We start from the raw sequence: 18,388 nt of genomic DNA, 5'->3' as shown, positions 1-18,388 counted from the left end.
CACCAGCACAACCTAGTGGGGACCGAAGGGGGAGATCGGGGCGATTGCGATGAGGTTGAGGGAGATGGGCAGCGCGTAGTAGCGGCCGTTGCCGCGGATGGTCCGCCCGCAGTCGGGGCATGTCCGGTTGACGGCGCACGCGGCTGCTCGGCGGCCGGCGGTGGCGGTGCTCACCGTGTCCGCTGGGTCGGTCGGTAGGCGGCGTAGGTGCCGCCGACGATGATCGCCACGAGCGCCCAGAGGCCGACAATCAGGCCGATGGTGGTGCCGACTTCCTTCGCGTTCTGGCAGTCCCGCGCGGAGATGCCGGTGCAGTTGTCGCTCTGGCCTCCGTGGACGCCGGTGACGATCCAGATGATGAAGATCTGGATGGCGAGGAAGATCCACCAGAACACGCGGTGCTTCTTCTTCGGGGGCGGAGTGGTCACAGCCTTCGGGGCAGCCGGGGTGGTCGCGGCCTGCTGGGCGGGGGAGTGGTCGGTCCACGCTTCGGGGGTGTGTTTCATGGTCGCGGGTCTCCCTTGTCGGGTGGTTCTTTTTGGGATGATACGCCCGTTTAGTGGCGGTCAATATTCCATTCCTCGCTCAGGCGGCTGTAGCGCACGCCATAGCCGAGGAGATCGACTACTGAATCAGCGTGGTCCGGGGTCGCCATTAGACGGGAGATCTTCAACCCGACCATGCAAAGGGCGACTTGGCGGGAGGTGATTTCAGTGCCAAGAATTCCTGTCCAGATCTTCGCGGTCTGCTCGAAAGCATGCCGAGGGTGCCCATAGATTTGCTGACGCTCGCCATTGGGTACGAGCTGCTGCGCCTAGTTCTCGACCACCAGGCCATCGGCCCTGAGTATTTGCAGACCGAGTTGTCTCGCTATCTCGTGTTGGCGGGTGCCCCGACTGCTCCCCCATCCTGCGAGCACGTACACGGCATCCTCGCCGTCCGGTAGCTCCGAAATGTCTACACGCATGCAGTCGGCACGGTCGCGGGTCTGATCCTGGTCGAAAGTGGTCGGCTGTGTTCCGCACGTTGCATTTGGCTTCTTTGAGCAGTGCTCGGCCTTGTCGAACGAGGGGAAGTGGATATCGGGGAGGTCAGTCATCGGCCCGGAGATGTGCACGGTGCACGGGCTGTCCTTGTTGCACAGGAAAGTCTACTTGGCCTCCAGATAGATGGAAGCGACTACCTTCAGGTGGGTGCGGCCGCTATGGCTGCCTTCATGTCGGCGATTCCCTTTCTGGGCAGTCCCACCAGGTCTCTCCCTGCTTGCGCAAGCCCTTGTAGCGGCCGATGGTGTACTACACTCCTTGGCGCTGTGTGCCTCGTCGTTGATCTGTCAAGTGTCATATTCGTGAGTGCCGTTGGGATTGCGGGCCCCGGCGATCCAGGCGTCTCGGGATAATTCGTGGCTGGCCGAGGGCCACCGCCGTGTGAAGGACTCCGTCAGGGAAAGGGGCGAGTTTGCGGCGGCAGCCAGGCGCTTGGCGCCGGGTACAGATGCACCTCATGATTGATCAACTCCGGTAGAGGTGGATGGCGAGCCAGGCCGTGCCTGATGCGTATGCACTTGTCCTGTGCGGTGTGCAGAGATCTCTGCCGGATGCCGAGCGCGGCGGAGCTGGTGGTGCAGTGGGGTGTGGTTCTTTCGACCGGAGGGCGATGGTCTCGGCGATGGCGAGGAACGCGGCCCAGGCCGCCCACACCGCACGCCACTTGTCTTCGCTGGTCATAGCCGTCTTCGCGGCGCCTGCATCGGACGGATGTACCTGTGCGCGACCGCGGGGCCTGGTGGCGGTTCCTTATCGGCGTAGTTGGGCGAGTTCCTGGTTCATCTCGGAGAGGAAGAGGACGACCACGCTCAGTTCTTCGGGGGTGAAACGGCCGCGCGCCGCGTCGGTGCCGCGGGCTAGGTGTATTGACCCGCAGGGTTGTTCACGCGGGTGATGGGTGGGTGGCCGCCTCGGCGTAGTGCAGGTGCACTACGCGGCGGTCGTCGGCGGCTCTGACCCGCCGGATGTGGCCCACCTTCTCCAGCCGATCGAGGCACGTGGTCATGGCCCCCGAGGTGAGGTTGAGCTGCTTGCGCAGCCGGCCGGGCGTCATGGGCCCGGCATCCTTACCGCGGTTGTCGTCGAGGACGGCGATCAGCGCCTGCACGTCGGTGAGGTGCAACCCCTGAGCTCGCGCGAACTCCTGTGCGATGCGGTTGAACTCACCGTTCATGCGGCGCAGCAGAACGGCGAATGCCTGCAATCCGGCAGGGTCCTCGGACGGAAGTGACCGCGAGGGAGCTCCGGTGCTGCGCATCTGGCCAGTATAAAGTATCTCGATGATTGACATACTCGATGACTGGCATAGGCCTTGCCGATTGATTGCTTTGGGGATGTGGATGAAGAACGCATCGCGCTGGGCCCGCTGGATGGTCCCTCTGGCTCTGCTGGTCGTCTGGCTGGGCATCGGGGGCCCTCGGCCCCTACGCTGGCAAGCTGGGCGAGGTCGCCACCCACGACCAGGCCGTTTTCCTTCCGGGCAACGCCGAATCCACCCGGGTGCTCGAGGCCGGTAAGGCGTTCGACCGGTCGGAAACCGTGCCGGCGATCGTCGTGTGGACGGCGAACGACGGGCGCATCACCTCGGCGCAACGATCAGCAGCAACGCAGGCAATCGGCGACTCGCCGGGCATCGGGGATTCGTCGGGCAGCCCTCTGCGGCTCTGGTCTCCGAGGACGGCCGGGCGATGCAGGCCGTCATCCCGTTGGAGCCGGACCTCGGCGAGGAACTGCCTGCCGTTCTCGACGAGGTGCGCAGTGCGGCACGCGTGCCAGGGGCGGTGGCGCAGATCGCCGGCCCCGCGGCGAGTCAGGCCGATCTGTCCGATGCCTTCGCCGGCATCGACGGCCTGCTGCTCGGTGTGGCGCTCGTGCCAGTGCTGCTGATCCTTCTGCTCGCCTACCGGAGCCTGCTGCTGCCGTTCACGATCATTCTCAGCGCAGTGTTCGCGCTCGGTCTGGCGTGCGCGGTGGTGTACGCGCTGCACGACGGCGCCAAGAAGTCCGCTGACGATGAGCGCCACAGCTCCGCTCGGCGAGCCGGCGCAGGAACACCATGGCCCGGTCGAGATCCCCGTGCTCCTCCAGCGCGGGTGGGACATGTGGTTCAAGTTCGGACCAAGTCCGGCCCTCGCAGCAGGAGCTGTGCCACGGCCATGCCTGCAACTACGATCGCTGCCCGGAATGGCCACCGGTTCCCGGCTTTCGATGGCACAGCCGTGCCCAGGATGGAGATGGCTGCGGCCGCCGCCGCCAGCATCCAGCTCATCGCCCCCACCGGCCCGGGTGGTCCTGCTACGAGCACTGCCACAGCCGCCAGCATCATGAGTGGGGCCAGCCACCGGCAGGCCACCCGGCCCAGCCGCTGGGGCAGTCCGCGCACACCGGCCGCGAGATCGTCCTCGATGTCCGGAAGGACGTTCACCAGGTGCGCGCCCACCCCCAGCAGCGCGCCAGCCACCGGGGCCCACCACTGCGGCCAGGACGGCGGCAGCAGACCGAGAGTGACAAAGGCCGGTAGCGAACCGAAGCCCACGGCATAGGAGAGCGGGGAGAACACTGTGTGCTTCAACCACAGGTTGTACGCCCAGCCCGCGACCGTGCCCCCCAGGTGTATCGCTCCGGCTGCTGCGCCACTCAACAGTGACAGCGGTACGCACAGCGCCAGCGCCGTGCCGGCTGCAACAGCCACCACTCGCGGCGGGAGTTCACCTGCGGCCACCGGCTTGTCGCGGCGGCCGCCGTCGGTGTCGCGCTGTGCGTCGACCGCGTCGTTGCACCAGCCGATCGAGAGCTGGCCGGCCAGCACCGCTGCTGCCACCGCCGCCGAACCTGCCAGCCCGCGGCCGGCCGCCGCGGCCAGCGCGGTCACGAGGACCGTCACAGCCAGCGCCGGCTCCAGGTGACAGGAGCGGAGCAGCGCCGGGACACGGTGTGTCGTGAGCGGACGGACCTCGGACGGGTGTAGAGACACGACTGCAAGGTACAAGCCATTCGCGACAAGGAAGGCATTGCAGTCATGCGTGTCCCAGTCATCGCCGGCGATGCCTTCCCCGCTCCAGCGGTGCCGGGCCAGGGTGCTGTGCCCGCCACGGGGATCACGGTCGCGGCCGTTCGCACCGCACTGCCGCCGCACCGTTACGCCCAGGACGACCTCGTCGAGCCGATCGGCGACCTGTGCCTGCGCCCGGGGGCCGACCGCGCTGTGCTGCGCCGTCTGCATGCATCTGCCGGCGTGCGAACGCGGCACCTCGCGCTGCCGATCGAGCGGTATGCAAGCCTCGGCGACTTCGGGCAGAGCAATGACGCATGGATGGCTGTCGGCCTGGAGCTGGGGGAGCAAGCCCTCACCGGCGCACTGCGGGGTGCGGGACTCGAGCCGGCCGATGTGGACCTACTGGTGTGCGCATCCATCACCGGCATCGCCGCCCCGTCGCTCGACGCCCGCCTGGCCGGGCGCGTGGGATTGCGGCCCGACGTGAAAAGACTTCCGGTGTTCGGCTTGGGGTGTGTGGCGGGCGCGGCCGGCATCTCCCGGCTCCACGACTACCTGTGCGGACATCCCGACGACACCGCTGTGCTGCTCACCGTCGAGCTGTGCTCGCTGACGCTCCAGCAGCGCGACCACACCCGCGCCAATCTCGTCGCCGGCGCACTGTTCGGTGACGGCGCGGCAGCGCTCGTCGCACGAGGCAGTAGCTGTGGCATCGGCTCCAACGCCGGACCCTCGGTGGTTGCCACCTGCAGCCATCTGTATCCGGGCACTGAGCAGCTCCTGGGGTGGGACATCGGCGCCAATGGGTTCCGCGTCGTGATCGACGCAGGTATCCCTGGCATCGTGCGCGACCACCTCGGCCGGCACGTGCGTGCCTTCCTCGCCGGTCACGGCCTCACTACCGACGATATCGAGACCTGGGTGTGCCATCCGGGCGGTCCAAATGTGCTCTCCGCCGTGAGCGACACCCTCGGCCTCCCCGCCGACGCCCTGGACAGCGCATGGCGCTCACTCGCGAGGGTAGGGAACATGTCGTCCGTCTCCGTGCTGCACATCCTGCAGAACACCTGGCAGTTCCATCGGCCAGAGCCCGATACCTGGGGCCTGCTGATGGCGATGGGCCCCGGGTTCTGCACCGAACTCGTCCTGCTGCGCTGGTGAGTGGCCACATGGGCTGGTACACGCTTCTCGTCCTGGCCGTCGCCGTCGAACGTGTCGCGGAACTCATCGTCGCCCGGCGCAACGCGGCATGGACCCTGGCCCGCGCCGGTGTGGAGTACGGCCGCGGCCACTACCCGGTCATGGTCGCCCTGCACATGGGCTTGCTCGTGTCCTGTCTCCTCGAGCCCGTGATCGCCTACCGACCGTTCCTGCCCGTCCTGGGATGGCCCATGCTCGTGCTGGTCGTGTTGGCACAGTCGCTGCGCTGGTGGTGCATCACGACACTCGGGCCCTACTGGAACACACGGGTCATCGTCGTCGCGGGAGCGAGTCTGGTGAGCACCGGACCCTACCGGTTCCTTCGCCACCCCAATTACGTCGCCGTTGCCGTGGAGATCGCCGCCCTGCCCCTCGTGCATTCCGCGTGGATGACCGCCACACTGTTCAGCCTTGCCAATGCGATCCTGCTCACGGTCCGTGTGCGCTGCGAGAACGCCGCGCTCACCCGAGCGGTTCCCACGTGAGCGGCGGCCACGACCTGCTGATCGCCGGAGGCGGGCCCGCCGGGCTGGCGACCGCCCTTTACGCCGCGCGCGCCGGCCTCGACGCCGTCGTGGCCGAGCCACGCCAGGCGCCGGTCGACAAGGCGTGCGGTGAGGGTTTGATGCCCTGCGCCGTCCACGCCCTCACCGCCCTCGGGCTCCAGGTCGCCGGCCACCCCATTGCCGGCATCCGCTACGTCCAGGGCCCAAGGCAGGTGCAGGCATCATTCAAGCAAGGCCCCGGCCTCGGTGTGCGCCGCACCAACCTGCACAGCGCCCTGCACCGGGCCGTGGTGGAGGCGGGGGTGCCCGTACTGCCCCTGCGAGTGGAAGAAGTACGGCAGGACACCACGGGCATCACCCTCCCCGGCACGGGTCTGCGCGCCCGGTGGCTGGTTGCCGCGGACGGCTTGCACTCACCTCTCCGCCGCTCCCTCGGCCTGGCAACGCAGCCCTGCGGGACACCCCGCTACGGGCTTCGCCGCCACTACGCCGTGCAACCTTGGTCTCCATACGTCGAGGTGCATTGGGGACGGCACATGGAGGCGTACGTCACCCCGCTCGGTCCACAACTCGTGGGCGTCGCCTTGCTGACCACCCACCGCGCCCCCTTTGATACCCAACTGGAGCACTTCCCCGCACTGACCGCCAGGCTCCGCGCTGAAACGGCCGTCACTGTCGTGCGAGGCGCAGGACCGCTCCGTCAAAAGGCCCGTGCCCGATTCGAGGGACGGGTACTGCTCGTGGGCGACGCCGCCGGATACATCGACGCGCTCACCGGTGAGGGCATTTCGCTGGCCCTCACAGGCGCCGAAGCCTTGGTCAACAACCTGCGCCGAGGCACACCAGGTCGCTACGAGGCTGACTGGAAACGCGCGACCCGCCGCCATCGGCTGCTGACGGAACTTCTGATACGGGCCCGACAACAGCCCGTGCTTGCACCGCGCATCGTACCCACGGCCGAGCGCATGCCGCGGGCCTTCGCTGCCGCAGTGAACGCCCTGATATGAACTGTGGGGTGCGGGCGGAATCCGGGAGGCTACGGTGCGGGTTCTGCTGGGATGGGTGGGGTTGGTGACCGCAAGCCGTCTCCCCGGCGACCTATCGGACGAACAGTGGTCGTTGATCGAGCACCGCTTGGAAGGACCAGCACCGCTGCACGACATACCGCAGAAGATCGCGACGTACTACTACTTCGCCGCCTGGCGGGACGACGGAACCGACCAGGTCATCCATGAGCTCCTGCACCGCCAGGTCCGTGAACGCGCCCGCCGATTAGAGGACCCGACCCTGGTGGTGCTGGACGCCCAGAGTGTCCATGCAGCCGCCGGGGTCCCCGACTCCACGACCGTGACACTGTCACCGAAGGCCGGCAGCAGCGCGAGGGAATTTCGGTACGCTCGCCTTGCCCGGAACCAGAGTCCGCCGGGCACATGAGAATGGGGCCCTCAGGCGCCCGCAACGACTTGCCCGGACGGCCCGGGAGAGCGGGGGAGCAGGTGGCGAGGGAGATCCCGGCGAGCACAGGCCGAAGGACGGAGCGCGACCTGTACACGGCCAACCGGGACCGCCATCTGCGGGTCACCGGGATCGAGCCCGGTGACCGCGCGGTCTGCCTCTTCGAGCACGACCCAGGCGCCACCGCAGCCACCCCTCCCGACTACGCCCGCGCCGCTACGACGCCCTCGACGCCACTCCGCAGACCGGACGGACCGATGATGACCACAACGCCCGCCCCCGACGTGCCGGTCGAGTACGGCATCGCCTCCACCCAGGCCCCCGACATCGAGAACCTGGGCCGCATCTCCCGTGAACGGGCCGAGTGGACCGTTGCCGACAGCGCCGAGTGCCACCAGGGCGTCTACCTCGTCGCGCGCCGCCCCGGCAGCCCCTGGGAGCGGGCATGAGCACCGGTCAACCAGCCGGGACAACCGCGGTCAACGACGACCCGGTGAACCAGCTGCGCGCCGGCCTGGAGTTCAACCGCCCGCTGGCTCCCGACCACTGCCGCGACTGGGTGCACCCTACGTTCGCGGACCTCGTGCTCACCCGCGGGCGGCTGTACGCCCCGACCCCCTGGCCCGGCGGCCCCCAGCGCCCGGGGGAGTGCTTCGCGGCCGCCCACGCCTGTGCCGACCGCGAGGGCTGGACCTACTGCGAGGGTTACGTCCTTGTCCCCTCCACCGCCGACCACACGCCATACGGCGCTGTCGAGCACGCTTGGTGCCTGACGGCGGACGGCCACGTCGCCGACCCCGCACTCGTAGACGGCTACGCCGCCCTCTACTGGGGCTTGCCGCTGACCGACACCTTCCGTGCCGCCCACCGCAAGGTCCGGGGGGACGACGCCGTCCTCACCTACGGAGCCCACCCCTTCCGAGCCCAGCTCAACGAGGTGCTCCGCGAAGGCCTGCCGCCCGGCGCCTTGGTACCCGTGCCCCGCACCGCCCAACAGACTCCTGAGGAGACGTGACATGCTCGCCACTGCCGAACGCGTACACCCCGCCGGCGCCCTCGGCCCCGCGGAGATCGTCTGGCACACGCCGACCGATCCCGACTCGTGCGACGGCAACTGCGATCTCCACACCGTCGCGTGCGGCGAACCAGGCACCAGCGTGCCGGGCGGCATCCGCGACGTGCCGGAAGACCTGACAGAGCCCGGGCAGCGATGGTGTGACGCCTGCCTGGCCGGTGGGCAGCAGACGGCATGAACGAAGCGCGAGGAGCCGCCCGACCCTGCCAACGAGACGAACGATGCCCGGTGAGTGCGGCCGCGAAACTCCCCTACAGCGACGGCACCGAACACGACCTGCGTGTCCGCACCCGGCTGGCTGAACTCGCGGCCGAGTGAGACACCCCCGGTTGAGGAACTACTGGCCGAGCTGAACGCCAGCCTGGAGGCCGACCAGAGCCTGCTCCCCGCTGACCGGACGCTCCCGATGTCCGAGGCCCTGCCGGTCCCGGCCCCGCGCGCCCCGGCCGTGATGGCCCGACGGCCCGCCGACGACATACGGGAGGTGATCAGCGTGTACGACAACGTGCCCACCGCGCGGCGGCGGCCGTGCAGCGGGGTGGAGCCGTGCCCCTGGCGGCGCGACGCACTGCGTGGCTAGTTCCCGCCGCGGCGTTCGAACTCAGCGCCCCCACCAGCCAGCCCGGTTCTACCCGCCGGTTCGGACGGCCGTGGTGGGCCTGTCCTACCGGCTGGCCGACGGCAGCGCCCGACTGGTCACCTCTCACGGTCTGCAGACAGAAGCGGCCACCACCGGCCTGGCCGCCTAAACAGCTCGGCTGCCGCACCGGACGCCCCGGGGGCTACACCGGTTCGGCATCTGGGAGACATCACCCGAACCCGGGCCCTCACGAGCACATTAGGGAGCAGGCCAGGAATGCGGCACGTCCGAGAAGCATGCCAAGGAAGTCGCCGCCCTCACCGTGAGCAAGGAACGGGCCCGTCCCGGGGAGGTGAAGTCCCTACTCGGCATCGAAGACCTGCACGGTGCCCACGGGCCGAACAACTCCTCGGTGAGGATGCCGGAGCCGTCCGGCACCCGGGCCAGCACGGTGGGCGGGTAGTACGCCCCCCGTCCAGGTATTCGACATCGCCTTGGCTGGCGAGACGACCTCGCCTACTCCGGTCAAGGCCCGCCTGCCGGAGCGCTCGCCGTTGGGCATCGTGGCGCGTACCGCGTACTGGGTGGCGTGGTGGCATCACACACCTTCGTAGGGAAACCATCGACGATCAGCCCCGGGTGGCAACTGGGGCGGGTTGCACCAAGAAGGGTCGGCGGCTGATCAGTCGTCCACGTTGCTCCGTCGTGTGCGCGGGTGTGCGATGGACGTGGAGGCATTCTGTCGACAAGGGAAATCAGATTCTGCGACGGAAGATAGCTATATCAGCAGCTCAAGGAGGGCAGCATGTCGCAGGCGAGCGGGGACGTGGGGCCCCAGCTGGAGGAACAGAACGAGCCGCGGCAAGGGCCGCAGAGGGAAGGGCGACGGCAGCCCGTTCCGGTGGCCGGAGCGGCGCGGATCGTCATCGGCGGGTACGACAGCACGCCGGGACCTGAGCAGGCCCTGTTCGGTATGTCCACGAGCTTCGCCGTCACCATTGCGACATCCCGGATCCTCAACTACGTGCGCGAACGGCGCCGGGCCCTGCCCAGGATGCGAAGCCGGGTCCGGTGGCTGCTGGCGATCCCCAGCAGTAACGCCATACGCGTGCACCATTTCCTCCCGGGGATGGCCATCGGATTCACCGTGGCTGGTACTGCTCTGCTCGTGCGCCCCGGACGGCTGGAGCGGTTGCTGAGCCTGCCGCTCGGCGTCGGGTTCGCACTGACCACCGACGAGCTTCGCCTCCTGGTCGGCCGCAACGACCCGTACTGGGGCCGCGGCCAACGCTTCGCGCACGCGCAGGGCGCGGTCGCGTTGCTGGCCGCTTTGGGTATCGGCGCCGACATCGTCCGCCGAGGCCGCCAGCAGCCCCAGCACCAGTGACTCTCCGAACCACCTCACAAGGGCGGAGCGTGGCCAACTCCGGTAAGCGGGCGAGCAGGAGCCCCTGCCCTTAGAGGGAGGACGTCTGCCGCAACATCCGGCATGTGCCGAGGCACAGCATGCCGTGGTCACGGGTCCCGTGCCCGCATGAGCTCTGGCCCGGAGCGCCGGGAGATACCGCTGATGGATTGCGTAACGGCTTTGCACGTCGCTGATCAGGGGTGAGGCGTCGCTCACGACCAGCTGGTCAGCCCAGGTGGTCGGTGGTCAGGTGAAGGGAAGTTCTACCGTGATGACTACGCCCCCAGTCCCGGCGTCTCGATAGTCGCCGGCGTCCTTGATGCCACGGCCGCAGAGGTGGACAGCGTGGAGCACGACCGTCAGTTCCGGGAGCCGGGAGCGCCAATTGGGCGAGCGGTCGGGGCGTCGCATCCTCTCCGGTCCGGGACCGATGCCGGCAGTGAAGCCATGCACGTCGACCTTAGCGCGATAACGCGCTGCGGCTGCGCTGTTCTGCGGAGACTCCAAGCATGCGCGAGAATGGCCGCATGGGGCGACCGGGGGTCCTTGGTAGCCAAGCCCCGCCTGAGAACCGGTCGGTGGTCATCGTCACGGCATCATGGGCCCCCGGGCCCTGGGTCGACGCCCGCATCGTGCACGGCTGATAGCCGGTTGTCACGGATCGCCTGGGCCCAAGGGCGGGGAGTGCCCGTGCCCGTCGATGATCAACACGCATGCAATGTCATCGAAGAGCACTTGATCCTCTGCGGGCCTCGACTCCAGCGGCGTATGTCCTGGATGGGAACGACTGGCGACCGTCTCCGGGCCCACCTGGCTCGGGTTCGCCCGCGTAGCGCACGGGTGACCGCCTCGATCGTCCTGGCAGGCGCTGCCGTGTGCTGCGGGTTCGCCGGCCGTGGTCCGGCCTGGGCCGCACCGGTAATGGCAGCACTCAGCGTGGCACTCCTTCGGTCTCGCACACGAGGTCAACCAAGCGCCCGGTACAAGAATGGAGAAGCGATGGCACTGAGCAGTGATGCGCGGCAGCGCGCCGCCGGGGGCACAGGGATGCGAGCTGCGCGTGCCGGCAGCGACTACGCCGAACTGTCCCGACGGGTCAGGAGCGCGGGACTGCTGCGCCGGCGGCCGCTCCGCAGTGCCGCCAGGCTGGTGGGGACCGGGGTGCTGACGACCCTGGGCTGGATGCTCTTCGTCATCGTCGGCGACTCCTGGTGGCAGCTCGCTGTAGCCGTGGTTCTCGCCTTCGCCTTCACCCAGTGCGGTTTTCGCGGCCACGAAGCGGGCCACCGGCAGCTCTTCCCGAACAAGCGTGCCTGCGATCTGACCGGGCTGTTCTTCGGGAACCTGCTGATCGGGCTGGGGTTCGGCTGGTGGGTGGACAAGCACAACCGCCACCACGCGCACCCCAACCAGCCCGAACGCGACCCTGACGTCGGCACGGGCGCTTTGGTCTTCATCCCGGGCGACGCGGCAGCCCGACGGGGCGTCCGTGCCTGGTGGACCCGCCATCAGGCTGCACTGTTCTTTCCGCTGCTGCTGATGGAAGGGTGGAATCTGCACGTAGCATCGGTCCGCGCACTGCGCCACAGGTGCCCGGGTGCTCCCGCACCGGTGGCCGTCGAAGGGGCACTGCTGCTCCTGCACGCCGCTGCCTACTTCACCGCCCTTGCGCTGGTCCTCTCCCCCGCCAAACTGATCGTGTTCACCCTCGTCCAGCAGGGCCTGTTCGGCTTGTACCTGGGAGCCTCGTTCGCGCCCAATCACAAAGGGATGCCGATGCCCTCAGCCGAAGACAAACTCGACTTCCTGCGCACCCAGGTCCTCACCTCACGCAACGTACGCGGTGGCCGGGTCACCGCGTGCATGCTGGGCAGTCTGAACTACCAGATCGAACACCATCTATTCCCGAGCATGCCCAGCCACTCACTGCCAGAGGCCCGGGCCCTGGTGCGTGAGCACTGCGAAGCACTCGGCCTGCCCTACGCCGAAACCGGCATCTTCGACTCCTATCGACAGGCGTTGGACCATCTGCACGCAGTCGGCACCGGCGCTCCTCCACCGGCCGCGCACCCCGGCTAACGGACTGGCACCCCCGTGTCCCCTGCACCGGCAGGCGTCCACTCCTGCGCAGGGTGGTGCCAGCGCCTCCAAATGTGCGTGCTGCTGATATCACCGCCGCCACCTGCCACCCAGTTCACTCAGATAGTTCATCCACACCAGATGTCCGATGACGTAAAGAGGGCCATTGTCGACATTGCGCTCAAGGCCGCCGCCACGCCACCTAGCCACTGGGCACACGGCCGCTGGAGAACTTGCGTGTGAACACCCGGCATCTCGGACACACGATGGATAAGCCGACGGGAAGTAGCATACGCTCCTTACTCGCCGGCTCCGACTGCCTCACGCACTTTATCACCAACGGCATGAACTGCCTTCTTGGCTTTATTTTTGGCGATTTTCTTGCCTGCTTGGCCACCGAACAGCTCGGGAACGGTGACGGTGCCCGAATCGCGTTCCAAGTCCAGCCGGTTGCACGCCTCGGCGAACCGCAGATAGGTATCGACACTTGCCACGACGATCCGGACATCGAGCTTAAGGATTTCGATGCCGACCAGTGAAACCCGGACGAACACATCGATGACCATTCCCCGGTCCAAGATGAGTTCCATTACGTCGTACAACGTGCCGGCCCGCGGTGGGCAGGCGATCTCGCCGGCCGAGGTCGTGGAGGTCATCGCGGGCGTCCTCTTCGTGGTTGGTCAGGCTGTCGCCCTGTGGGCTGGCATTGGACACGTGTCAGGTGGGGGATCCCTGCCGGCAGCCGAGGAGGCGTACGCCGAGCTCTGCCCTCACCAACATTCTGTTCAAGGTGCCGGCGAGCGCACCCTGAGCGGGACCGACAGGGGTCCGGCCGCAAGATGCAGGGGCTGCTGGAAAACGCGCCGCCGGAGTCCGTCTCGTGGCGTTGGCGGGGACGTTTTGGCCATGGGCCGCTGGAACCTAGTGTGGGTGGTGTGGGACGCACAGCAGCTTGCGGGAGTAGAGAGCATGTCTCTGATGAGCGCAGAACTCCCTGCTCAAGTCTCGAAGGGCCAGCTGCAAAAGGCCCAGTCGGGTACATTCCTGCTCACCCGCGGCGAGCGGCCGGAACGGTGATTTAGTCTTCCGTTTGGTGTCGGCGTCGCATTAACCACCGAGCTTGGCCTTCTGGTCGGCCGAAACGACCCTTACTGGGGTGGTACGCGCTTTGCGCAGCAGCAGTGTGCGGTCGCAACCCTGGCAATACTGATCGAGTCATCTTGCCGCAGCGTGGACCCACAAATCGCGGAACTGCCATCGGCGCCATGGCAACACCCGCTGGCCGTTCACGTTGGCCACCCTGCCTACTGGCACCTCTTCGGGCACCGGACCGTACACTGGTAGATCCCCGGTAGGCTCCGCCGGGCGAAGATGTCAGACCGGTAGTGTCGGCCCGGCCGGCACTCGCCAGCCGGGCCGCGGAACGCTCGGTCAGCGCTTGAAGACGCCCTTGATGTTCTGTCCTGCCTGCTTGAGGCCACCTTTGGTTTGCTCGCTCTTGCCCTTGGCCTCCAGGGACCGATGGTGGGCCATCCCCAGCCGCAGCCTGGTCACCGAGGCCCGCAACATCGCCGGATCGCCACCGGGGTCGGCACGGCCGAGCACGGCCACGACCGCGGACAACACCTGCCGCACCCCTGTTTCGATCCCGTTCCCGTCCAGCAGCTCCAGCAGCTCCAGCAGCTCCGCCGAGCCGGCGGTGCCCTGTGGTGTGAAGCTCGTGGCCGAGGCGTCCCTCGGCGTGAAGGTCGTCGGCCAGGGCGTACGAGATGTCGATGCTGCGCTCGACGCCGGCATCAGGCGATGCCAGCGCGGCCGAAGTCGGCCTCGGGAGCACCGGAAACCGGTTTCCTGGGTGCGCGAGGTAGATCGCGTCGGTGAGTGTGGTCTTACCCGCGCCGTTGGGCCCGATCATCACACTGAACCTGCCAGGAAGGTCGCAGCTCATTGGCGACGCTGCGCTCGCGCGTAGACCGCTCACCTTGACGCGACTCAGATGCATGGCAGGCCCCCCGATCGACTCCGTCCCTCTGGCAACATCATCGCTCAGCGGTCCGCTGCACTGCTCAGCTCCCCCTCCGGAAGCCGAGCGGCCGGACAAGATCTGCGGCCAGATCGTCGACTCGAGCAAGCGGGGAGTCCGCATCGAGCACTCGGACTTCAAGGGCGAGCACGTCGTCGAGTGCTAGTCGTCAAGGACGGGGTCGTCGTCGCTCGGGACCGGATCGACGTGCCGGTCAGCAACACGAGCGTAAAGACGGCGAACGTCTCGTAGGGAACCGATCCTCGGAGCGCGACGAGGCCCCGCCGAACCTGCCGGGGTCTCGTCGTATCAGGCGTATCCGCCCGTAGGGTTGAATCATGAGCAGTTCTCTCGCTGCCATGTCCGAGTCCCGGCTCAACGCCGAGATGGCTCGCGCCGGGCGGTCCTGTACAGCGGCGTAGGGGGAGGGAAGAGCGCAAGCCTGGCCGTCCTGGGCGATAAGCCGGTTGGTCAGTGGTTGTGGCCTCGGTCCGTAGCACCTCAGCGCTCAACGTCGCCCGGCGAAGGGTCCAGTAGACGTCTACTGACTCGGGGCAGATCTGCCACATCGCCAGAACACCATTGTCCGCGTGGCGAGACGTAGCAGCGCCCGCGGCACCAACGCCGACGTCCAGGAGTCATTGCCGACCGCGAACTGCACGAAGAGGCAGATGCTGCATTACCCCGACCGTTGGTCGTCCGCAAGCCTGGTCGTAGCTGCTGTAGACGACGAGCCCGTCTCGCCATCAGCGCGGCCTGTGTGGGCTCCTGTTCACTCTGCCGCCAAGTGGTCAGTGAGTTCGCCCGGGGTCACATCGAGGGCCTTCGCAATGTCAACCACGGTGAGGATGCTCGCATTTCGCTGACCATGCTCGATGTAAATGAGGCCGCGAAAGCTCAGGTCACTTCTTTCGGCGAGCTGTTCGAGGCTGTAGCCGCGTTCTTCCCTGATTCTGCGGATCTGCATTCCCAGAGACAGGAGGCGGGGGTCTGGTGTGGGATCACGGTCTTGCACAATGTGACACCACTGGTAGTCCGATCAGAGCACCATGAACAGCTGTGCATAATCACATGCCGCGGTGGAAAGAGTTGCCTGTGAAAGCCCGATACGCGGTACGCGTGAAGCTGCCAGGACAGACCGACAACAGACCCCCGAGGAAGCGTGAGGAAATCTGTGCCCGACGGACTCGTCCTATTCGACCGCTGGCACAAGAGATATCCGAAACTCGAGCGAGGTGACCTCCCACGCCCCTGCGGTACGAGCTTCCGACCCCTATATCCGACCTCCGGCCACGGACGAGGACACCGCTGGCAGGCTCAGTTCCGCAGGCTGGTCGCGGGCAGCCCGGATGCGGTCCTCGGCCCGTGCCCGCAGACGGTGGCAGAGTCCAAGCCCGGCGATGGGCTGGCCGGTGGGGTTGGCGGCGAAGCAGGTGACCGCATGCCGTCGGCGTCCGTGATCCTCAACTGGGCACCGGGGTGCGGTCGTTTTTTCCGAACGATCAGCCGCATGCCTTTAGGTCAGCTGTCGAGCACGCCGCTGGTGAGATCGGCGACCCAGGCCCCATCACGGATCTCGCCGTCGGGCTCGACGGCCGGGGTTCTTGCCGCGGGCGGCGCCTTGAGTACGGCCTGGTGACGTACATGAAGGGTGCGTCATACGAGCGCATCAGCAAGGCGGATGAGGGTGACGAAGACGGTGTCATCCGTCAGGGCGAGGACACCGCAGAGTTGGCCGAACGGCGCGGAATCCCCCTCGATGGGCGCCGCTTCCGAGACAACGACAAGTCGGCCACCCACGGAAAGCGCCGCCCGCAGTACGAGCTCCTCATGGCTGCCGTACAGCGCGGCGAAGTCGACGTCATCATCGTCTACATGCTCGGCCGGCTCTGGCGGAACCGGCGCGAACGGGCCGAGGGAATCGAGATCCTCCGCAAGCACGAGGTGTCCGTGCTGTGTGTCAAGGGCCCCGAGCTGGACCTCACGACGGCCGCCGGCCGCCTCCTCGCCGGCCTCCTCGGCGAGGTCGACACGTTCGAGGTCGAGCAGATGTCGGAGCGGGAGCAGCGGGAGATGCGCCAGCGCGTCGAGCGCGGCCTGCCACCGACCGGGCCGCGCTGCTTCGGCTACACCGCAGACGGCACGGAGCTCGTCGAAGACGAGGCCGCCGAGGTCAAGGACTGCTTTCACGCGCTGCTCGCCGGAGCGACCCTCTCCGGCATGGCCGCCGACCTCAACCAGCGGGGCATCCTCAACCGCAACGGCAAACCCTGGTCATACAACGCCATCCGCGGCGTCCTCCTGAACGAGCGCTACGCAGGGCTGCGTCAGTACCGCGGCGAGCTGTACCCGGGCAAGTGGCCGGTCATCGTGGACGAGGTCACATGGCGGGAGGTGAAGCACGTCCTTGAGGACGAGAGCCGGGCGACAAGCCCGGGGCCGGGTCGGCGGTGGCTGCTGTCGGGGATCGCCCGGTGCGGTGTCTGCGACGACGGGACGACCGTGACGTCCGGGTCGCGGGGCGGCCCGAAGGGCACGCGAGGGCTCACGACGCCGCTGTACCGGTGCCGGACGACGAAGCACCTGGCGCGCGGTACGGAACCGATCGACCTCACCGTCGAGGAGTACGTGATCCGGCGCCTGTCGCGCCCCGACGCCGTTGATCTCCTCGTCGACGAGACCGCACCCAGGACGGAGGAGCTGCGGGCGAAGGCCGTTGCCTTGCGGTCCCGAGTCAGGTCCCTGACCGACGAGTTTGCGGATGACGACGATGCGGACGCCGCCGAATTCAAGGCCGCTGCCCGCAGGATCAAGGCCCGGCTGGCTGACGCCGAGGCGGAGATGGCGTGCCTGCAGCGGGCGCGCATCCTGGTGGACATCGTGATCGCAGAAGATTGTGCCAAGGCCTGGGAGGATCTGACGCTGGACCGGCAGCGCGCGGTGCTCGGGACGCTGGCCACGGTAACGCTCCTGCCCGGCCGTCCGGGCAGGGTGCCGTTCGATCCACGATCGGTACGGATCGAGCCGCTCCAGGGGATGGGCTGACCCCGCGGGCGGAGCAGCCCGCCCAGGTGGTGCGCCATACCGCACCCGGGGGCCTGTGGTTCCGTGGTCCGCGCCCTCGATCAAACCGAGGTCGTTGTCGGAGTCCTTGGAGGCCGCTGCGTGTCCCGGCTGGTGCATTTGACGGGTCTCATCGGTGTCTTGCTCGGGGCTTCGGCGATCAGCGTCGTAGTCGAGCGCGGCCGGTGAAAGCAAAACGTCTCCTCAGGGACACCACCGGAACTCGAAGATGGCCATGGCGAGACGCCGCATCAATCGGGTAGGAGGGCCGGGTGACCGGCCCTCCTACCCGATTGAGCTCGGCAGAGGAGCAGTTCAGACGCAACTTCCGAGAAGCATCCGTGACGTGTGGCTGCTGCTGGTGCGTCGGTTACAGGCGCTTCGCTGTGCGGTCGCGCAGCAGCAGCCACTGACTCGCGTTGGTGTCGCCTGAGCGCGCAGCCGGTCCGTACAGCAGCACGGCGTAAGCCGTCCTCTCCGCCTTGCCCGGGTCGGCATACTGGCCTGGAGCCTCCGGGGTCGGGAAGGAGCTCGTCATGCCTTTCCAGGCCTTGTCCGCGTTCGGAGTGCTGAGCACCGGCCCTCCCGGGCTCAAGAGGGCCATGCAGTGCAGTACGCGCAGGCGTGGCTGCAGCCGCGGTAGGGGTTCACGGTCCATTCGAACGGCATCCGGGAGGCGCCCGGGACCCGGTTGACCAGCGAGCGGGCGTGTACCTCGTGGAAGGTGATCCCGCGGAATTCGGGGGTGTCGACGGTCCGGCTCACGACCTCCGTGCCGAACAGCGCGGACGGGCTGTCGCCGAGATTGTCCCAGCGCATCGGGCCTCCTTCTGGATCCTGCCGAACCCCCCGGGCTAATAATAGAACAAACGTTCCCACGTCGAGGGTCAACCCTGGATTTGGGCGGGTCACCCGGGGGTGGTTGGCTTGGCGTGCACCGCAGGGCGGGCAGCCGAAC

General features: G+C 67.6%; 18 protein-coding genes and 7 pseudogenes. 13 read left to right on the top strand and 12 right to left on the bottom strand.

From position 1 onward, the window contains the following. Positions 1 to 12: 12 nt before the first annotated feature. The 5 genes and pseudogenes from IEY78_RS13425 to IEY78_RS35290 form a co-directional block, all read right to left on the bottom strand. Complete coding sequence (locus tag IEY78_RS13425; RefSeq protein WP_189097911.1) at positions 13 to 174, bottom strand: hypothetical protein; 162 nt, start codon at positions 172 to 174, stop codon at positions 13 to 15. Next, the gene (locus tag IEY78_RS13420) at positions 171 to 506 is read right to left on the bottom strand and encodes a hypothetical protein (RefSeq protein ID WP_189097910.1); all 336 of its coding nucleotides are present in this window, start codon (positions 504 to 506) and stop codon (positions 171 to 173) included. The genes IEY78_RS13425 and IEY78_RS13420 overlap by 4 nt, the downstream gene beginning before the upstream one ends. Before the next feature lie 50 nt (positions 507 to 556). Next, a pseudogene (locus tag IEY78_RS35145) lies at positions 557 to 796 on the bottom strand (DUF6378 domain-containing protein); the annotation flags it as partial. Positions 797 to 814: 18 nt separating this feature from the next. Continuing rightward, positions 815 to 1,117 carry a DUF4406 domain-containing protein gene (locus IEY78_RS35140; RefSeq protein WP_373294146.1) on the bottom strand — a complete coding sequence of 101 codons (303 nt, stop codon included), beginning with the start codon at positions 1,115 to 1,117 and terminating at the stop codon, positions 815 to 817. Between the two features lie 917 nt (positions 1,118 to 2,034). After that, positions 2,035 to 2,100: pseudogene (locus IEY78_RS35290) on the bottom strand (MarR family transcriptional regulator); the annotation flags it as partial. Between the two features lie 286 nt (positions 2,101 to 2,386). On the opposite strand from IEY78_RS35290, the pseudogene IEY78_RS13405 reads away from it, so the two are divergent. Next, positions 2,387 to 3,037, top strand: a pseudogene (locus IEY78_RS13405) (MMPL family transporter); the annotation flags it as partial. 116 nt (positions 3,038 to 3,153) lie between these two features. Here the strand turns inward: IEY78_RS13405 and IEY78_RS13400 are convergent. Continuing rightward, positions 3,154 to 4,020, bottom strand: coding sequence for a UbiA family prenyltransferase (locus IEY78_RS13400; RefSeq protein ID WP_229699912.1), 867 nt, complete (start codon positions 4,018 to 4,020; stop codon positions 3,154 to 3,156). A 45-nt stretch (positions 4,021 to 4,065) separates the two neighbouring features. Between IEY78_RS13400 and IEY78_RS13395 the strand changes: the two genes are divergently transcribed. The 10 genes and pseudogenes from IEY78_RS13395 to IEY78_RS13350 all read left to right on the top strand — a co-directional run bounded on the left by IEY78_RS13395 (position 4,066) and on the right by IEY78_RS13350 (position 12,344). Continuing rightward, a complete protein-coding gene (locus IEY78_RS13395; protein WP_189097908.1) occupies positions 4,066 to 5,202 on the top strand; it encodes a type III polyketide synthase in 1,137 nt (378 codons plus the stop codon). Positions 5,203 to 5,210: 8 nt separating this feature from the next. Next, positions 5,211 to 5,726, top strand: a complete 516-nt coding sequence (locus tag IEY78_RS13390; protein ID WP_189097907.1) for an isoprenylcysteine carboxyl methyltransferase family protein — start codon at positions 5,211 to 5,213, stop codon at positions 5,724 to 5,726. After that, complete coding sequence (locus tag IEY78_RS13385; protein WP_189097906.1) at positions 5,723 to 6,754, top strand: NAD(P)/FAD-dependent oxidoreductase; 1,032 nt, start codon at positions 5,723 to 5,725, stop codon at positions 6,752 to 6,754. The genes IEY78_RS13390 and IEY78_RS13385 overlap by 4 nt, the downstream gene beginning before the upstream one ends. Before the next feature lie 51 nt (positions 6,755 to 6,805). Next, a pseudogene (locus IEY78_RS13380) lies at positions 6,806 to 7,094 on the top strand (transposase); the annotation flags it as partial. 149 nt (positions 7,095 to 7,243) lie between these two features. Then, positions 7,244 to 7,651 carry a hypothetical protein gene (locus IEY78_RS13375; protein WP_189097905.1) on the top strand — a complete coding sequence of 136 codons (408 nt, stop codon included), beginning with the start codon at positions 7,244 to 7,246 and terminating at the stop codon, positions 7,649 to 7,651. Next, positions 7,648 to 8,217 (top strand): hypothetical protein, encoded by a 570-nt coding sequence (locus tag IEY78_RS13370; protein WP_229699911.1) that lies wholly within the window; start codon positions 7,648 to 7,650, stop codon positions 8,215 to 8,217. The genes IEY78_RS13375 and IEY78_RS13370 overlap by 4 nt, the downstream gene beginning before the upstream one ends. 1 nt (position 8,218) lies before the next feature. Further along, positions 8,219 to 8,455, top strand: coding sequence for a hypothetical protein (locus IEY78_RS13365; RefSeq protein WP_189097904.1), 237 nt, complete (start codon positions 8,219 to 8,221; stop codon positions 8,453 to 8,455). 102 nt (positions 8,456 to 8,557) lie between these two features. Then, entirely contained in the window at positions 8,558 to 8,857 is a 300-nt protein-coding gene (locus IEY78_RS13360) for a hypothetical protein (protein WP_189097903.1), read from the top strand. Between the two features lie 805 nt (positions 8,858 to 9,662). Further along, a complete protein-coding gene (locus IEY78_RS13355) occupies positions 9,663 to 10,244 on the top strand; it encodes a hypothetical protein (RefSeq protein WP_189097902.1) in 582 nt (193 codons plus the stop codon). A gap of 1,068 nt (positions 10,245 to 11,312) precedes the next feature. Beyond that, entirely contained in the window at positions 11,313 to 12,344 is a 1,032-nt protein-coding gene (locus IEY78_RS13350) for a fatty acid desaturase family protein (protein WP_189097901.1), read from the top strand. A gap of 305 nt (positions 12,345 to 12,649) precedes the next feature. Here the strand turns inward: IEY78_RS13350 and gvpJ are convergent. Next, a pseudogene (gene gvpJ / locus IEY78_RS13345) lies at positions 12,650 to 13,000 on the bottom strand (gas vesicle protein GvpJ); the annotation flags it as partial. A gap of 775 nt (positions 13,001 to 13,775) precedes the next feature. After that, a complete protein-coding gene (locus IEY78_RS13340) occupies positions 13,776 to 14,141 on the bottom strand; it encodes a hypothetical protein (protein WP_189097899.1) in 366 nt (121 codons plus the stop codon). Positions 14,142 to 14,344: 203 nt separating this feature from the next. Here IEY78_RS13340 and IEY78_RS34375 point away from each other — a divergent pair, with 203 nt between their 5' ends. Then, positions 14,345 to 14,533 (top strand): nucleotide-binding domain-containing protein, encoded by a 189-nt coding sequence (locus IEY78_RS34375; protein WP_229699910.1) that lies wholly within the window; start codon positions 14,345 to 14,347, stop codon positions 14,531 to 14,533. A 606-nt stretch (positions 14,534 to 15,139) separates the two neighbouring features. Here IEY78_RS34375 and IEY78_RS13330 read toward each other — a convergent pair. Further along, a complete protein-coding gene (locus IEY78_RS13330; RefSeq protein WP_229699909.1) occupies positions 15,140 to 15,334 on the bottom strand; it encodes a helix-turn-helix domain-containing protein in 195 nt (64 codons plus the stop codon). 369 nt (positions 15,335 to 15,703) lie between these two features. After that, positions 15,704 to 16,005: pseudogene (locus IEY78_RS13325) on the bottom strand (IS1380 family transposase); the annotation flags it as partial. 6 nt (positions 16,006 to 16,011) lie between these two features. On the opposite strand from IEY78_RS13325, the gene IEY78_RS13320 reads away from it, so the two are divergent. Continuing rightward, positions 16,012 to 17,412, top strand: a complete 1,401-nt coding sequence (locus tag IEY78_RS13320; RefSeq protein WP_189097964.1) for a recombinase family protein — start codon at positions 16,012 to 16,014, stop codon at positions 17,410 to 17,412. A gap of 388 nt (positions 17,413 to 17,800) precedes the next feature. On the opposite strand, the gene IEY78_RS13315 is transcribed toward IEY78_RS13320, so the two are convergent. Then, positions 17,801 to 18,007 (bottom strand): hypothetical protein, encoded by a 207-nt coding sequence (locus IEY78_RS13315; protein ID WP_189097898.1) that lies wholly within the window; start codon positions 18,005 to 18,007, stop codon positions 17,801 to 17,803. Between the two features lie 26 nt (positions 18,008 to 18,033). After that, positions 18,034 to 18,249: pseudogene (locus IEY78_RS13310) on the bottom strand (Rv2578c family radical SAM protein); the annotation flags it as partial. Positions 18,250 to 18,388: the final 139 nt, after the last annotated feature.

Source organism: Streptomyces kronopolitis (assembly GCF_014646275.1).
GTDB classification, from domain to species: Bacteria; Actinomycetota; Actinomycetes; order Streptomycetales; family Streptomycetaceae; genus Streptomyces; species Streptomyces kronopolitis.
This window is presented reverse-complemented; position numbering and strand designations above follow the sequence as displayed.

Coding starts and splice junctions, on each gene's coding strand:
- IEY78_RS13320 (WP_189097964.1), top strand. CDS start 16,012: ATGAAGGGTGCGTCATACGAGCGCATCAGCAAGGCGGATGAGGGTGAC.
- IEY78_RS13365 (WP_189097904.1), top strand. CDS start 8,219: ATGCTCGCCACTGCCGAACGCGTACACCCCGCCGGCGCCCTCGGCCCC.
- IEY78_RS13330 (WP_229699909.1), bottom strand. CDS start 15,334: ATGCAGATCCGCAGAATCAGGGAAGAACGCGGCTACAGCCTCGAACAG.
- IEY78_RS13355 (WP_189097902.1), top strand. CDS start 9,663: ATGTCGCAGGCGAGCGGGGACGTGGGGCCCCAGCTGGAGGAACAGAAC.
- IEY78_RS13350 (WP_189097901.1), top strand. CDS start 11,313: ATGCGAGCTGCGCGTGCCGGCAGCGACTACGCCGAACTGTCCCGACGG.
- IEY78_RS13420 (WP_189097910.1), bottom strand. CDS start 506: ATGAAACACACCCCCGAAGCGTGGACCGACCACTCCCCCGCCCAGCAG.
- IEY78_RS13390 (WP_189097907.1), top strand. CDS start 5,211: ATGGGCTGGTACACGCTTCTCGTCCTGGCCGTCGCCGTCGAACGTGTC.
- IEY78_RS13370 (WP_229699911.1), top strand. CDS start 7,648: ATGAGCACCGGTCAACCAGCCGGGACAACCGCGGTCAACGACGACCCG.
- IEY78_RS13395 (WP_189097908.1), top strand. CDS start 4,066: ATGCGTGTCCCAGTCATCGCCGGCGATGCCTTCCCCGCTCCAGCGGTG.
- IEY78_RS13340 (WP_189097899.1), bottom strand. CDS start 14,141: ATGCCGGCGTCGAGCGCAGCATCGACATCTCGTACGCCCTGGCCGACG.
- IEY78_RS34375 (WP_229699910.1), top strand. CDS start 14,345: ATGGCAGGCCCCCCGATCGACTCCGTCCCTCTGGCAACATCATCGCTC.